Here is a 14955-nt window from a genome sequence, read left to right on the forward strand (position 1 = left end):
CAGTGCGACAATTTGTCTTTTTTTCTTACAACTTCCTCTATATCCTCCCCGCCGCAAGCTGAATCGCTTCATCGAAACCATCTTGTTGCCATATCCATTGAAGGGCGCGCCCTTCGATGCGCTTGCCGTTTATTCAATAATCAGAAGATAGCGCTATCTCATGCTCCAACTGCCCAAAACCTGTTACATCGGCCTTGCCCTCAGTGCGCTGGCGACTCCCACCGGCGCCAGCGAGATGTTCGCCAGCGATTCCCCATGGATGCTCGGCGACTGGGGTGGTACCCGCAGCGAACTGCTGGAAAAAGGCTACGACTTCACCCTCGGCTACACCGGCGAGATGGGCAGCAACCTGCAGGGTGGCTACGACCACGACCGCACCGCGCGCTACAGCGACCAGTTCACCTTCGGTAGCCACCTCGACCTGGAAAAGATCCTCGGCTGGCACGACACCGAATTCCAGCTGACCATCACCGAGCGTCATGGCGACAACATCAGCAACGACCGCATCAACGACCCACGTGTCGGCGGTTTCACCTCGGCCCAGGAGGTCTGGGGCCGTGGCGAAACCTGGCGGCTGACGCAGCTGTGGGTCAAGCAGAAGTACTTCGACGGCGCGCTGGACGTGAAATTCGGCCGTTTCGGCGAAGGCGAAGACTTCAACAGCTTCCCCTGCGACTTTCAGAACCTGGCCTTCTGCGGCTCGCAGGTAGGCAACTGGGTGGGTGGCATCTGGTACAACTGGCCGGTCAGCCAGTGGGCCCTGCGCGTGCGCTACAACCTCAACGATGCGCTCTACGCCCAGGTCGGCGTGTACGAGCAGAACCCCTCCAACCTGGAATCGGGCAACGGCTTCAAGCTCAGCGGCAGTGGCACCCAGGGCGCGGTAATGCCGATAGAACTGGTATGGAGCCCACGGGTCAATGGTCTGAAAGGGGAATATCGCGCCGGCTACTACTACAGTAATGCCAAGGCACAGGATGTTCTCAAGGACAGCAACGGCCAGCCGGCAGCCCTCAGCGGCGCCGCCTACCGCAGCAGTTCGAGCAAGCACGGCTTGTGGCTCGGGGCCCAGCAGCAGGTGACTTCGCTGGCGTCCGACCAGTCGCGTGGCCTGAGCCTGTTCGCCAACGCCACGGTGCACGACAAGAAGACCAATGCCATCGACAACTATGTTCAGGCAGGACTGGTATACAAAGGGCCCTTCGACGCCCGCGCCAAGGACGACATCGGTTTCGCCCTCGCCCGCGTGCACGTCAACCCTGCCTACCGCAAGAACGCGCGCCTGGCCAACCAGGCCAGCGGTATCGACGACTACGACAACCCCGGTTTCCTGCCGGTGCAGGACACCGAGTACAGCGCCGAGCTGTATTACGGCATCCACCTGGCCGACTGGCTCACGGTACGCCCCAACCTGCAATACATCCGCCACCCGGGCGGGGTGTCGCAGGTCGATGGCGCCCTGATCGGCGGCCTGAAGATCCAGAGCAGTTTCTAACCCCTTTTTGACCTGACGGAGAACCTACGATGAGCACTGAAGGTGCCAACAATGGAAGCCGCTGGCTACCGCGCCTGATCGGCGCGCTGCTGTTGCTGATGGGCCTGGCCCTGCTGGCCGGTGGCATCAAGCTCAGCCAGCTGGGCGGATCGCTGTACTACCTGATCGCCGGTATCGGCTTTGCCCTGTCGGGCATCCTGCTGCTTGCCCAGCGCCGCATCGCCCTTGGCCTTTACGGCCTGGTACTGCTGGGCAGTACCGTATGGGCACTGCTCGAAGTGGGCCTGGACTGGTGGCAACTGGTACCGCGCCTGGCCATCTGGTTTGCCATCGGCGTGGTTCTGCTGCTGCCCTGGGCGCGTCGCCCGCTGATCGGCCCGGCCAGCAAGGCCAATACTGCGCTGCTCGGCGTTGCAGTGGTCGCTTCGGGCGCTTGCGCCCTGGGCAGCCAGTTCACCCACCCCGGTGAAGTGTTCGGCGAACTGGGCCGCGACAGCAGCGAGATGGCCAGCGCCGCCCCGGCCATGCCCGACGGTGAATGGCAGGCCTACGGGCGTACCGAGCACGGCGACCGCTATTCGCCACTGCGCCAGATCACCCCGCAGAACGCCTACCGCCTGGAGGAGGCATGGCGCATCCGCACCGGTGACCTGCCAACCGAAAACGACCCGGTGGAGCTGACCAACCAGAACACCCCGCTGAAGGTCAACGGCATGCTCTATGCCTGCACCGCGCACAGCCGCCTGCTGGCTCTGGACCCGGACACCGGAGCGGAAATCTGGCGCTACGACCCTCAGGTCAAGAGCCCGGTCGGCACCTTCAAGGGCTTTGCCCACATGACCTGCCGTGGCGTTTCGTACTACGACGAAAACCGCTACGTCAGCCGCGACGGCAGCCCGGCACCGAAAATTACCGACGCCGGCCAGGCCGTGGCCCAGGCCTGCCCTCGCCGCCTCTACCTGCCGACTGCGGACGCCCGCCTGATCGCCATCAACGCCGACAACGGCAAGGTCTGCGAAGGCTTCGCCAACCAGGGCGTGATCGACCTTACCACCGGCATCGGCCCGTTCACCGCTGGCGGCTACTACTCCACCTCGCCAGCCGCGGTTACCCGTGACCTGGTGATCATCGGTGGCCATGTCACCGACAACGAGTCGACCAACGAGCCATCCGGCGTGATCCGCGCCTACGACGTGCATGACGGCCACCTGGTGTGGAACTGGGACAGCAACAACCCGGACGACACCCAGCCACTGGCGCCCGGCAAGATGTACAGCCGCAACTCGGCCAACATGTGGTCGATCGCCAGCGTCGACGAAGACCTCGGCATGATTTATCTGCCTCTGGGCAACCAGACCCCGGACCAGTGGGGCGCGAACCGCACCCCGGGTGCCGAGAAGTACAGCGCCGGCGTTGTCGCCCTGGACCTTGCCACCGGCAAGGCTCGCTGGAACTACCAGTTCACCCACCACGACCTGTGGGACATGGACGTCGGCAGCCAGCCGACCCTGGTCCACCTGAAGACCGACGATGGCGTGAAGCCGGCAATCATCGTGCCGACCAAGCAAGGCAGCCTGTACGTGCTCGACCGCCGCGACGGTACGCCGATCGTGCCGATCCGCGAAATCCCCACCCCGCAAGGTGCGGTGAAGGGCGATCACACCTCGCCGACCCAGGCCCGCTCCGACCTCAACCTGCTTGGCCCCGAGCTGACCGAACAGGCCATGTGGGGTGCCACGCCGTTCGACCAGATGCTGTGCCGCATCCAGTTCCGCGAGCTGCGTTACGAAGGCCAGTACACTCCACCGTCCGAGCAAGGCTCTCTGGTCTACCCGGGCAACGTCGGTGTGTTCAACTGGGGTAGCGTGTCGGTCGACCCGGTGCGCCAACTGCTGTTCACCTCGCCCAACTACATGGCTTTCGTGTCGAAGATGATCCCGCGTGAGCAAGTTGCCGAGGGCAGCAAGCGCGAAAGCGAGACCAGCGGCGTGCAGCCGAACACCGGCGCGCCGTACGCAGTGACCATGCACCCGTTCATGTCGCCACTGGGCGTACCGTGCCAGGCCCCGGCCTGGGGCTATGTCGCCGCCATCGACCTGTTCACCAACAAGGTGGTGTGGAAGCACAAGAACGGCACCACCCGCGACAGCACCCCGGTGCCGATCGGCCTGCCGGTTGGCGTGCCGAGCATGGGCGGCTCGATCGTCACCGCTGGTGGCGTCGGCTTCCTCAGCGGCACCCTGGACCAGTACCTGCGCGCCTATGACGTGAACAACGGCAAGGAACTGTGGAAAGCCCGCCTGCCAGCGGGTGGCCAGGCCACGCCAATGACCTACAGCGGCAAGGATGGCAAGCAGTACGTGCTGGTGACTGCTGGCGGGCATGGCTCGCTGGGCACCAGGATGGGCGATTACATCATCGCCTACAAACTGGCTGAGTAATCCAGAGATGCGGCAGTGAACCTGCTGCCGCATTCGCGGGTAAACCCGCTCCCACAGATACGGCGCTGCCCCCAAGGTCGGCGCCGTATCTGTGGGAGCGGGTTTACCCGCGAAAAGGCCGGTACAGGTATCACTTCTCTCTGCGCCCTTCGTCTACCATTGAAACCCATCCCCCCGCGCCCCATCTAAGCACCATAGTCATTCACGCAGGTGCCCCATGAGCGACCAGCAGGATTTCCCGGAACATCCCGACGAACACAGCGAAGTCGAACACACCACTCCCCAGGCCGAAACCGGCCACGCCCTCGCCCTGCCCGGCCAGCAGTTGCCGGACAAGGTCTACGTGATCCCGATCCACAACCGTCCGTTCTTCCCGGCCCAGGTGCTGCCGGTCATCGTCAATGAAGACCCTTGGGCAGAAACCCTCGACCTGGTAGCCAAGACGCCAGATCACAGCCTGGCCCTGTTCTTCATGGATACTCCGCCAGAAGATCACCGCCATTTCGACACCTCGGCGCTGCCCCAGTACGGCACGCTGGTGAAGGTGCACCACGCCAGCCGCGAAAACGGCAAGCTGCAGTTCGTCGCCCAGGGCCTGACCCGGGTACGCATCCGTACCTGGCTCAAGCACCACCGCCCGCCGTACCTGGTAGAGGTCGAATACCCGCGCCAGCCCGCCGAGCCGACCGACGAGGTCAAGGCCTACGGCATGGCGCTGATCAACGCGATCAAGGAGCTGCTGCCGCTCAACCCGCTGTACAGCGAAGAGCTGAAGAACTACCTCAACCGCTTCAGCCCCAACGACCCGTCGCCACTCACCGACTTCGCCGCCGCCCTCACCTCGGCTACCGGCAGCCAGTTGCAGGAAGTGCTCGACTGCGTGCCCATGCTCAAGCGCATGGAAAAGGTCCTGCCGATGCTGCGCAAGGAAGTCGAGGTCGCGCGCCTGCAGAACGAGATCTCGGCCGAGGTCAACCGGCAGATCGGCGAGCACCAGCGCGAGTTCTTCCTCAAGGAACAGCTCAAGGTCATCCAGCAGGAACTGGGCCTGACCAAGGACGACCGCAGCGCCGACCTCGAGCAGTTCGAGCAACGCCTCGAAGGCAAGACCCTGCCGGACCAGGCGCGCAAGCGCATCGACGAAGAGATGGGCAAGCTGGCCATCCTCGAAACCGGCTCGCCCGAATACGCCGTCACCCGCAACTACCTGGACTGGGCAACCGCCCTGCCCTGGGGCGTGTACGGCAAGGACAAGCTCGACCTCAACCACGCGCGCAAGGTCCTCGACCAGCACCACGCCGGCCTCGATGACATCAAGGAGCGCATTCTCGAATTCCTCGCCGTGGGCGCCTGGAAAGGCGAGATCAGCGGCTCGATCGTGCTGCTGGTTGGTCCGCCCGGGGTCGGCAAGACCAGCATCGGCAAGTCCATCGCCGAATCGCTCGGCCGGCCGTTCTACCGCTTCAGTGTCGGCGGCATGCGTGACGAGGCCGAGATCAAGGGCCACCGCCGCACCTACATCGGCGCCCAGCCCGGCAAGCTGGTGCAGGCCCTGAAGGACGTCGAAGTGATGAACCCGGTGATCATGCTCGACGAGATCGACAAGATGGGCCAGAGCTACCAGGGCGACCCGGCTTCAGCACTGCTGGAAACCCTCGACCCGGAGCAGAACGTCGACTTCCTCGACCACTACCTCGACCTGCGCCTGGACCTGTCCAAGGTACTGTTCGTGTGCACCGCAAACACCCTGGACTCGATCCCCGGACCATTGCTCGACCGCATGGAAGTGATCCGCCTGTCCGGCTACATCACCGAAGAGAAGCTGGCCATCGCCAAGCGCCACCTGTGGCCCAAGCAGCTGGAAAAGGCCGGCGTGGCCAAGACCAGCCTCGGCATCAGCGACAGTGCGCTGCGCGCAGTGATCGAAGGCTATGCCCGAGAAGCCGGGGTGCGCCAGCTGGAGAAACAACTGGGCAAGCTGGTGCGCAAGGCAGTGGTCAAGCTGCTGGATAACCCCGAGGCCAAGCTGAAGATAGGCACCAAGGACCTGGAAGCCGCGCTTGGCATGCCCGTGTTCCGCAGCGAGCAAGTGCTTGCCGGCAAAGGCGTGATCACCGGCCTGGCCTGGACCAGCATGGGCGGCGCCACTCTGCCGATCGAAGCCACCCGCATCCACACTCTCAACCGGGGCTTCAAGCTGACCGGCAAGCTGGGTGATGTGATGAAAGAGTCAGCCGAAATCGCCTACAGCTACGTCAGCTCCAACCTCAAACAGTTCGGTGGTGACCCGGGTTTCTTCAACGAAGCGTTCATTCACCTGCACGTGCCCGAAGGCGCCACGCCAAAGGACGGCCCGAGTGCCGGCATCACCATGGCCAGCGCCCTGTTGTCGCTGGCCCGTGACCAGGCGCCCAAGAAAGGCGTGGCCATGACTGGCGAGCTGACGCTGACCGGGCAGGTGCTGCCGATTGGCGGTGTGCGCGAGAAGGTGATTGCGGCGCGGCGGCAGAAGATCTTCGAACTGATCTTGCCGGAGCCTAACCGTGGGGACTATGAAGAACTGCCGGATTATCTGCGCGAAGGCCTGACCGTGCATTTTGCCAAGCGCTTTGCCGACGTGGCGAAAGTGCTGTTCTAGCCAGCACCGGCCTCTTCGCGGGTAAACCCGCTCCCACAGGGATAGCGCAGGGCTTGAGCCCAGTGAGATCACTGTGGGAGCGGGTTTACCCGCGAAAGGGCCGGCACAGACAACACAAATCTACTCGATCATCGGTTATCCTCAGGCCATCGTCAGCCTCCGGAGCCAACATGACCGCCCCTCGTCTGCTCGTTCCCCTGAGCTTCGCCCTGCTTTCTGCCTGCGCCAATCAGCCCACCCGGCCGGTTGCACTCGATGCCGAAAGCGAATGCCCGACGCGCCTGCAGGTTGGCCAGACGCTGACCCTGACGCTGCCAAGCAACCCGTCCACCGGTTACCGCTGGCGGGTCGAAAACCCAGCCGCGAACGTGCTGCAAAGCCTCGGCCCGGAGGTGTACAGCGCCCCGGAAGAAGACGATGTGGTCGGCAGCGCCGGTGTCTCGACCTGGCGCTACCAGGCCAGCGGCACCGGCGATGGCCAGTTGGTGCTGATCTACCAGCAGCCGTGGGCTGCAGATGTTGCCCCGGTACAGACTTTCGATTGCAGGATCGTCGTCCGCTGACCGCAGCGGCTGCTCCATGAACACCCTGAGGCTGAAGCGCTGCCATGGCAAGAATCGCGGCCTTTGGCTAAAATGCGCCTCCGTTTCACCCTGTATCGAGCCCTCCGTGAGCAAACAACCCGACCGCCTTTTCGCCCAGCCCCTGGAGCAGGTGCCCGACTTCGTCTTCAACGAGGATGTGGTGCGTGTGTTCCCGGACATGATCAAGCGCTCGGTGCCGGGCTACCCGACCATCGTCGAGAACCTCGGCGTGCTGGCCGCGCGCTTCGCCCAGCCGCACACCACGCTGTACGACCTGGGTGCGTCGCTGGGCGCCGTTACCCAGTCGCTGCGCCGCCATGTGCGCAGTGACGGCTGCCGGGTTGTTGCCGTGGACAACTCAGCGGCCATGGTCGAACGTTGCCGTCAGTACCTCACCGCCCAGGACTCGATGTTCCAGGAACTGCTGCCGGTGCAAGTGCTGGAAGCCGACATCCTGGCCCTGCCCTTCGAGCCCGCCTCGGTGGTGGCGATGAATTTCACCCTGCAGTTCATCGCCCCCGACCAGCGCCTGGAACTGCTCGGCCGTATCCGCCAGGCGCTGTTGCCCGGTGGTGCGCTGATCCTCTCGGAAAAACTGCGCTTCGCCGATGATGAACAGCAGGACTTGCTCAATGAACTGCACCTGGACTTCAAGCGTGCCAATGGCTACAGCGAACTGGAGATTGCCCAGAAGCGCAGCGCCATCGAGAACGTGATGAGGCCCGATACCCTCGAAGCCCACCAGGCGCGCCTGCGCGCAGCCGGTTTCTCGAAGGTGGTGCCCTGGTTCCAATGCCTTAATTTCGCCTCTTTGATTGCCCTGCCATGATCGATCTGTCCCCCCTCGTCCGCCGCCTGGCGGGCACGCCCCTGGCTTCCTGGTCGCAAGGCCTGCAAGCGCAACTGGAAGCCAAGCTGGAGAAGGGCCACGGCGACCTCGACCGCTGGCGTGGTGCGCTGGAAGCCCTTCCCGCCCTGCAGCCGAGCGAAATCGACCTGGCCAACGGGCTGCGCCTGGACTGCGATTGCGACGACGCGACCCGCGCGCAGATGCGTCAGGCATTGATGGGCCTGTCGCCTTGGCGCAAAGGGCCGTTCGACCTGTTCGGGGTGCATGTGGACACCGAGTGGCGTTCGGACTGGAAATGGTCCCGGGTTGGCCCGCACCTGGACCTCAAGGGCAAGCGTGTGCTCGACGTGGGCTGCGGCAACGGCTACTACCAGTGGCGCATGCTCGGTGCCGGTGCCGACATAGTTGTTGGCGTCGACCCGAACTGGCTGTTCTTCTGCCAGTTCCAGGCCGTCCAGCAATACCTGCCAGAGTTGCCCGCATGGCACCTGCCGTTCGCCCTCGAAGACCTGCCGGCCAACCTCGAAGGTTTCGATACGGTGTTTTCCATGGGGGTGTTCTATCACCGCCGCTCGCCTATCGAGCACCTGCTGGCGCTCAAGGACTGCCTGGTCAAAGGTGGCGAACTGGTGCTGGAAACCCTGGTGATCGAAGGTGACGAAAACCAGGTACTGGTACCTGAGGACCGCTATGCACAGATGCGCAACGTCTGGTATCTGCCGTCGGTACCAGCCCTGGAGCGCTGGTTGCGCCGGGCCGGTTTCAGCGATGTGCGGTGCGTCGACGTAAGCGTGACCAGCGTCGAAGAACAGCGCAGCACCGAGTGGATGCGCTACCAGTCACTGGTCGACTTCCTTGACCCGAACGACCACAGCAAGACCATCGAAGGCCTGCCGGCTCCACGTCGCGCCACCCTGCTGGCACGCAAATAAAAAAAGACGCCCGGATGGGCGTCTGAATACATCTGCGCCGAGGAACTGACGCGGCGCAGGTGCTGTAACTTCAATCCTTGGCCAACTCGCGGGCCCTCTCCTGCGCCTTGCGCTCACGTTCGGCAACGGCCTGTTGCTTGTCGCCGTGCAGGCGCTGCTGGTCTTCGCGGAACGCTTGCCAGAATTGTTTCGAACGTTCCGCACCGCCCTCGGCATAAACACTGGCGCTGCCCAGGGCAAGGGTGGCCAACAGCAGGTATTTGGTCAGGTTCATCGTGGTTGCCTCGTGATAACCGATCAGACACGGCCATCCTAGCGAGGGCTAGCTAACAGCAAGGTGAGGCGCGGATTACAGTCTTGCAATGTGGCCCTGTGTTGTCAGTGCTGGCCGCTTCGCGGGTAAACCCGCTCCCACAGGAACTGCGGGGATTTTCAGCGTCTGTGAAGACCCTGTGGGAGCGGGTTTACCCGCGAAAGGACCGCAACAGACAGCCAGATAACACCAGCATTACAAATCCGTTATCTGCGCCGCACGCCCTTACTCATGCCGTAACATCCTGCCCCTTGACCCTGATGTCACTACAGGGTCGAGAATCGCCCCCCTTTCATCACACCGAGCCTCCCATGCGTCTACTGCTCATAGAGGACGAACTGCGCACTGCCGACTACCTGCAGCAGGGCCTGCGCGAGAACGGCTACGTGGTCGACTGCGCCCACACCGGCACCGATGGCCTGCACCTCGCCCGCCAGCAGCCCTACGGCCTGGTCATTCTCGACGTCAATCTGCCCGAACTCGATGGCTGGACCGTGCTGCAGCGGCTACGTGCCGAATCGACCACACGTATCATGATGCTCACCGCCCACGGCCGCCTGGCCGACCGGGTCAAGGGCCTGGACCTGGGGGCCGACGACTACCTGCTCAAACCCTTCGAGTTTCCTGAACTGCTGGCCCGCATCCGCAGCCTGCTGCGTCGCAACGATCAGCAAGTGCAGCCCAGCACCCTGCGCGTCGCCGATCTGGAGCTGGACCCCGCCCGCCACCGCGCTTACCGTGCCGGGCAGCGTATCGACCTGACCGCCAAGGAATTCGCCTTGCTGCACCTGCTGATGCGCCAGACCGGCGAGGTGCTGTCGCGCACCCAGATCATCTCGCTGGTGTGGGACATGAACTTCGACTGCGACACCAATGTGGTCGAGGTTTCGATCCGGCGCCTGCGGGCAAAGATCGACGACCCGTTCGACGACAAGCTGATCCATACCCTGCGTGGCGTCGGCTACGTGCTCGAGGCACGCTTTTGAACAACGCCAGCCTGTCACTGCGCCTGGGCCTGAGCGTGACGCTGATGGGCGCCGCACTGGTGCTGCTGCTGGCTTGCCTGGCCGTGTTCGCGCTTGATCACGAACTGGACAACCGCGCACGCAAGGACCTGGCGCGCAAGATGCTGCAGGTCGAGCACAACCTGCGCGTCGACCTGCGTAGCGAAGACCTGGGCAGCCGCGCCCATCCCTTGCTCGACCTGGTGATGGGGCACGACAACCTCAGCCTCAGTGTGCTGGCCCTGGAAGGCCGCCACCCGCACCTGCTCAGCCTGGGACCAGCGCTTGAATCGCAGGTAGGCGAGCTGCGCACCGATGCCCGCCTGGCCTTTCATGCCTGGCGCGACAGCAAAGGTAACCAGATCCTTACCGCGACCCGGCTGATGCGCCTGCGCGACGACACCCCAGTCAGGGTGATGATGTCGCTCAACCGCGCCGACGACAACGCCCTGCTACAGGCTTACCTGCATTCCACCTTGCTGGCGTTACCGCTGCTGTTGCTGCTGATCGGCGCCGGCGCCAGGTGGCTGACCCGGCGCGGCCTGAAGCCCTTGCGCCACTTCCGCCGCATTGCCGGGCAGGTGTCGGCGCAAGACTTGCAACATCGCCTGCCAGCGAGCGGCCTGCCGCTGGAACTGGCAGAGCTGGCCAGCAGCATCAATGTGATGCTCGATCGGCTCGATCAGGGGGTCAGCCAGCTGTCGCAGTTTTCCGACGACCTCGCCCATGAGCTGCGTACCCCCTTGAGCAACCTGATGGGCAAGGCCCAGGTGACCCTGGCCCGTGAACGGGACAACGCCAATTACCGCGAAGTGCTGGAAGACAGTATCGAAGAGCTGACCCGGCTCAACCGCATCATCAACGACATGCTGTTTCTTGCCCAGGTCAGCCAGCCTCAAGCCCAGGTGGTGTTGAAACCCATGGCATTGGCCGACGAAACTGCTCGGGTTGTCGAACTTTTCGCGTTCAGTGCCGAACTGAAAGACGTTGAGCTGCGTGTTCAGGGCTGGGGGACGGCACTGGGGGATCGGCTGATGTTTCAACGGGCATTGTCGAATCTGCTGAGCAATGCGATTCGGCACTGCCCCGATGGCAAGCCCGTAGAGTTGCGCATCGAGCGCCTGAGTAGTGAAATTCGGCTTTCGGTGGAAAACCAGGGGCCTGGTATTGCTGCAGAGCACCAGTCGCGCTTGTTCGAGCGGTTTTACCGGGTTGGCTCGGGGCGCTCGCGGCTGGAAGGCGGGACCGGGTTGGGGCTGGCGATCGTCAAGTCGATCATGCAGCTGCATGGCGGGCGGGTCGAGGTCAGCAGCAGCCCATTGGGGCCTACCCGGTTTACCCTGGTGTTTCCTGCCGATTGATCTTTCGCCTGTGCCGGCCTCTTCGCGGGTGAACCCGCTCCCACAGGTACCCTACAGGGCTGGGGCTTGTGCGCCCCCTCTGGGAGCGGGTTTACCCGCGAAGGGGCCGGTACAGGCGACCAACGATCAGCGCGAAGCCGCCACGATCAGCGCCTTCATCTCGGCCACAGCGGCCTTGAAGCCCACGAACAAGGCATGCGCCACCAGCGCATGGCCGATGTTCAGTTCATTGATGCCCTTGATCGCGGCCACCGCCTCGACGTTGTGGTAATGCAACCCGTGACCAGCATTGACGATCAGCCCCTGCCCCACCCCGAACGCCACACCATCGACGATACGCTTGAGCTCCTCAGCCACATCAGTCGGGGTTTCGGCGTCGGCGTACCGCCCGGTGTGCAGTTCGATGGCTGGCGCTCCAACACGATGCGATGCCTCGATCTGCCGCTCGTCGGCATCGATGAACAGCGACACTTCGGCACCGGTACGCGACAGGCGCTCAACCGCAGCCTTGATCCGTGCCTCCTGGCCCGCCACGTCCAGGCCGCCTTCGGTGGTCAGTTCCTGACGGGTTTCGGGTACCAGGCAGATGTGCGCCGGGCGAATCTTCTCGGCAAAGGCCATCATCTCTTCGGTGACGCCCATCTCGAAGTTCATGCGGGTCTGCAGCACGTCCTTGAGCAGCACCACGTCACGCTCCTGGATATGCCGGCGGTCTTCACGCAGGTGCACGGTGATGCCATCGGCGCCTGCTTCCTCGGCATCCAGGGCAGCCTTGACCGGATCAGGGTAACGCGTGCCCCGGGCCTGACGCAGGGTCGCCACGTGGTCGATGTTTACGCCGAGAAGCATGCGATTGCTGTGAGTCACGAAAGGCTCTCCTGAAGATTGAGCCCCACAGCATACGTCGTGATCAGCGCTTGCGAAACAGTTCCCGGCTGACCAGCGGTTTTCCCCCCAGGTGAACCGCCAGGGCCTGGCGCATCAGGCGCTTGGCGGCGAGCAAGGCACCCGGGGCATCCCAGTCGGCTTCGGCCAGGGCCACCAGTTCGGTGCCGCGGAACAGGCCGGGTTGCGCCAACTCCACCCGCTCCAGGCCGGCGTCCACACGCAAGCGGTACAGGCCGTCGACCGCGATCGGCTGGTCATTGACGTCGTGATGCAACGAAAACGCGTAACCGAGCTCGTCCAGCATCCGCCATTCGAATGAGCGCAGCAGCGGCTCTAGCGGGCGACCGGCGGCCAAGGCCTGCAAGGTCAGGGTGTAGTGCTCGAACAGCGCCGGGAAAGGCGCTTCGGCGGGCAGCAGGCGCATGAGCAGTTCGTTGAGGTACAACCCGCTGAACAGGGCATCGCCGTGCAGCCAGGCGGCGATGCCGGCGCTGTCCATGCGGCCGACATTCTTCAGCTCGCCACGCCCGCGCAGCTCCAGCTCCAGCGGCACGAACGGCCGCACCAGGCTGCCACCCTTGCCACGCGCACGGCGCAGCACGGCGCGCATGCGGCCCTGCGGGGTGAAAAAGTCCACCAGCGCGCTGGTTTCCTTGTAGGCACGGCTGTGCAGCACGTAAGCTGGCTGGCCAACAGGTTGTTCCATAAACGCTCTCTAAAAGCCCCAGACAACTGTGGGAGCGGGTTTACCCGCGAATGCGATGGTGAACCCACTGACGCATTCGCGGGTAAACCCGCTCCCACAGAGTAACCTGAGCCGTCAGGCGAATTTACAGGTCGCCGTAGCCCAGCGAACGCAGGGCACGCTCGTCGTCGGACCAGCCGCCTTTCACCTTGACCCACAGGTTGAGCATGACCTTGGAGTCGAACAGCACCTCCATGTCCTTGCGCGCCTCGGAGCCAATGCGCTTGATACGCTCGCCCTTGTCGCCAATGATGATTTTCTTCTGGCCGTCGCGCTCGACCAGGATCAGCGCGTGAATGTGCAGCACATGGCCCTGCTGCTTGAATTCTTCGATCTCCACGGTGATCTGGTACGGCAATTCCGCACCCAGCTGGCGCATGATCTTCTCGCGCACCAGTTCGGCGGCCAGGAAGCGGCTGCTGCGGTCAGTGATCTGGTCTTCGGGGAAGAAGTGCTCGTTCTCGGGCAGGTGCTTGGCGATCTGTGCTTCCAGCGCCTGGAGGTTGTGCCCCTGCTGCGCGGAAATCGGCATGACCTCGGCGTTCGGCAATTGCTCCTGCAGCCACTGCAAGTGCGGGATCAGCTCGGCCTTCTCTTCCATGCGATCGGTCTTGTTGACCGCGATGATCAGTGGGCCCGTCACGTACTGCACGCGCTCCAGCACCAGTTGGTCCTCGTCGGTCCATTTGGTGCGGTCGACTACGAAGATCACCACGTCGACGTCTTTCAGGGCCGCCGAGGCATTGCGGTTCATGTAGCGGTTCAAGGCCTTGTCGTTGGCCTTGTGCATACCTGGGGTATCGACGTAGATCGCCTGCACGTCACCCTCGGTCTTGATGCCGAGCATGTTGTGACGGGTGGTTTGTGGCTTGCGCGAGGTAATCGCCAGTTTCTGGCCGAGGATGTGGTTGAGCAGGGTCGACTTGCCCACGTTGGGGCGGCCGACGATGGCCACGTAGCCGCAGCGGGTCGGGTTGCTATCAGTCATTGCCATTCTCCACGCCCAGGGCGATCAATGCAGACGCGGCGGCGACTTGCTCGGCAATACGCCGGCTGACGCCCTGACCACGGCTCTTGTTGTTCAGCAGCACTACCTCGCATTCGACGAAGAAGGTACGGCAATGAGGTTCGCCCTGGATATCCACCACTTCGTAACGTGGCAGCTCACAGCTGCGCGACTGCAGAAACTCCTGCAGGCGGGTTTTCGGGTCCTTGTTGGTATCGACCAGGGTCAGCCCCTCGAACTCGTCGGCCAGCCAGGCCAGCACGCGCTCACGGGCAGTTTCCATGTCGGCGTCCAGGTAGATGGCGCCAATCAGCGCCTCCAGGGCATCGGCCAGGATCGACTCGCGGCGGAAGCCACCGCTCTTGAGTTCCCCCGAGCCCAGGCGCAGATAGTCACCCAGGTCGAAACCACGGGCCAGACGAGCCAGGGTCTCACCCTTGACCAGGCGCGCACGCAGGCGCGACAGCTGGCCTTCGCGGGCCTGCGGAAAGCGCTCGAACAGCGCCTCGCCGGCGACGAAGTTGAGAATGGCGTCACCGAGAAACTCCAGGCGCTCGTTGTTGCGCCCGGCGTAGCTGCGATGGGTCAGGGCCAGAAGCATCTGGTCCTGGTTCTTGAAGGTATAGCCGAGCTTTCGCTCCAGACGGGCAAGGGAAGCAGTCATGCGGCCACCCGTTCGTTGTTCAACGCGTTGTTCA

The 14955-nt window shown here is 63.6% G+C and carries 13 protein-coding genes; 8 read left to right on the forward strand and 5 right to left on the reverse strand.

Annotated features, from left to right (window positions below):
- Positions 1 to 160: 160 nt before the first annotated feature.
- The 6 genes from R9B85_RS07160 to cmoB all read left to right on the forward strand — a co-directional run bounded on the left by R9B85_RS07160 (position 161) and on the right by cmoB (position 8940).
- A complete protein-coding gene (locus tag R9B85_RS07160; RefSeq protein WP_112250567.1) occupies positions 161 to 1495 on the forward strand; it encodes a carbohydrate porin in 1335 nt (444 codons plus the stop codon).
- 29 nt (positions 1496 to 1524) lie between these two features.
- On the forward strand, positions 1525 to 3936 hold the full coding sequence (locus tag R9B85_RS07165; RefSeq protein ID WP_112250565.1) for a glucose/quinate/shikimate family membrane-bound PQQ-dependent dehydrogenase: 2412 nt from the start codon (positions 1525 to 1527) through the stop codon (positions 3934 to 3936).
- A 217-nt stretch (positions 3937 to 4153) separates the two neighbouring features.
- Positions 4154 to 6574, forward strand: coding sequence for an endopeptidase La (lon, locus tag R9B85_RS07170; RefSeq protein ID WP_112250563.1), 2421 nt, complete (start codon positions 4154 to 4156; stop codon positions 6572 to 6574).
- Between the two features lie 170 nt (positions 6575 to 6744).
- Positions 6745 to 7137 (forward strand): protease inhibitor I42 family protein, encoded by a 393-nt coding sequence (locus tag R9B85_RS07175; protein ID WP_215520785.1) that lies wholly within the window; start codon positions 6745 to 6747, stop codon positions 7135 to 7137.
- 106 nt (positions 7138 to 7243) lie between these two features.
- Complete coding sequence (gene cmoA / locus R9B85_RS07180; protein ID WP_112250559.1) at positions 7244 to 7987, forward strand: carboxy-S-adenosyl-L-methionine synthase CmoA; 744 nt, start codon at positions 7244 to 7246, stop codon at positions 7985 to 7987.
- A complete protein-coding gene (gene cmoB, locus R9B85_RS07185) occupies positions 7984 to 8940 on the forward strand; it encodes a tRNA 5-methoxyuridine(34)/uridine 5-oxyacetic acid(34) synthase CmoB (protein WP_252378889.1) in 957 nt (318 codons plus the stop codon). Before cmoA ends, cmoB begins: the two co-directional genes overlap by 4 nt.
- A 70-nt stretch (positions 8941 to 9010) precedes the next feature.
- Here cmoB and R9B85_RS07190 read toward each other — a convergent pair whose 3' ends face one another.
- Complete coding sequence (locus R9B85_RS07190) at positions 9011 to 9214, reverse strand: hypothetical protein (RefSeq protein WP_112250555.1); 204 nt, start codon at positions 9212 to 9214, stop codon at positions 9011 to 9013.
- A 350-nt stretch (positions 9215 to 9564) separates the two neighbouring features.
- On the opposite strand from R9B85_RS07190, the gene R9B85_RS07195 reads away from it, so the two are divergent.
- The gene (locus R9B85_RS07195; RefSeq protein WP_423770937.1) at positions 9565 to 10239 is read left to right on the forward strand and encodes a heavy metal response regulator transcription factor; all 675 of its coding nucleotides are present in this window, start codon (positions 9565 to 9567) and stop codon (positions 10237 to 10239) included.
- Entirely contained in the window at positions 10236 to 11618 is a 1383-nt protein-coding gene (locus tag R9B85_RS07200; RefSeq protein ID WP_423770938.1) for a heavy metal sensor histidine kinase, read from the forward strand. Before R9B85_RS07195 ends, R9B85_RS07200 begins: the two co-directional genes overlap by 4 nt.
- 126 nt (positions 11619 to 11744) lie before the next feature.
- Here the strand turns inward: R9B85_RS07200 and pdxJ are convergent, their stop codons facing one another.
- From pdxJ to rnc, 4 genes are all read right to left on the reverse strand, one after another.
- Positions 11745 to 12467, reverse strand: coding sequence for a pyridoxine 5'-phosphate synthase (gene pdxJ, locus R9B85_RS07205; protein ID WP_256474674.1), 723 nt, complete (start codon positions 12465 to 12467; stop codon positions 11745 to 11747).
- 61 nt (positions 12468 to 12528) lie between these two features.
- Positions 12529 to 13212, reverse strand: coding sequence for a DNA repair protein RecO (recO, locus tag R9B85_RS07210; RefSeq protein ID WP_326433586.1), 684 nt, complete (start codon positions 13210 to 13212; stop codon positions 12529 to 12531).
- Between the two features lie 124 nt (positions 13213 to 13336).
- Entirely contained in the window at positions 13337 to 14239 is a 903-nt protein-coding gene (era, locus tag R9B85_RS07215) for a GTPase Era (RefSeq protein ID WP_015271595.1), read from the reverse strand.
- On the reverse strand, positions 14232 to 14921 hold the full coding sequence (gene rnc, locus R9B85_RS07220; protein WP_112250542.1) for a ribonuclease III: 690 nt from the start codon (positions 14919 to 14921) through the stop codon (positions 14232 to 14234). The genes era and rnc overlap by 8 nt, the downstream gene beginning before the upstream one ends.
- Positions 14922 to 14955 lie beyond the last annotated feature (34 nt).

Source organism: Pseudomonas sp. NLJ1 (genome assembly GCF_049486705.1).
Lineage (GTDB): Bacteria > Pseudomonadota > Gammaproteobacteria > Pseudomonadales > Pseudomonadaceae > Aquipseudomonas > Aquipseudomonas inefficax.

Bases quoted from the DNA above. Each gene is read 5' to 3' on its own strand.
- R9B85_RS07190 (WP_112250555.1), bottom strand. From the start codon at position 9,214: ATGAACCTGACCAAATACCTGCTGTTGGCCACCCTTGCCCTGGGCAGC.
- pdxJ (WP_256474674.1), bottom strand. From the start codon at position 12,467: ATGCTTCTCGGCGTAAACATCGACCACGTGGCGACCCTGCGTCAGGCC.
- cmoB (WP_252378889.1), top strand. From the start codon at position 7,984: ATGATCGATCTGTCCCCCCTCGTCCGCCGCCTGGCGGGCACGCCCCTG.
- era (WP_015271595.1), bottom strand. From the start codon at position 14,239: ATGACTGATAGCAACCCGACCCGCTGCGGCTACGTGGCCATCGTCGGC.
- R9B85_RS07160 (WP_112250567.1), top strand. From the start codon at position 161: ATGCTCCAACTGCCCAAAACCTGTTACATCGGCCTTGCCCTCAGTGCG.
- R9B85_RS07175 (WP_215520785.1), top strand. From the start codon at position 6,745: ATGACCGCCCCTCGTCTGCTCGTTCCCCTGAGCTTCGCCCTGCTTTCT.
- R9B85_RS07195 (WP_423770937.1), top strand. From the start codon at position 9,565: ATGCGTCTACTGCTCATAGAGGACGAACTGCGCACTGCCGACTACCTG.
- lon (WP_112250563.1), top strand. From the start codon at position 4,154: ATGAGCGACCAGCAGGATTTCCCGGAACATCCCGACGAACACAGCGAA.
- rnc (WP_112250542.1), bottom strand. From the start codon at position 14,921: ATGACTGCTTCCCTTGCCCGTCTGGAGCGAAAGCTCGGCTATACCTTC.
- R9B85_RS07165 (WP_112250565.1), top strand. From the start codon at position 1,525: ATGAGCACTGAAGGTGCCAACAATGGAAGCCGCTGGCTACCGCGCCTG.
- recO (WP_326433586.1), bottom strand. From the start codon at position 13,212: ATGGAACAACCTGTTGGCCAGCCAGCTTACGTGCTGCACAGCCGTGCC.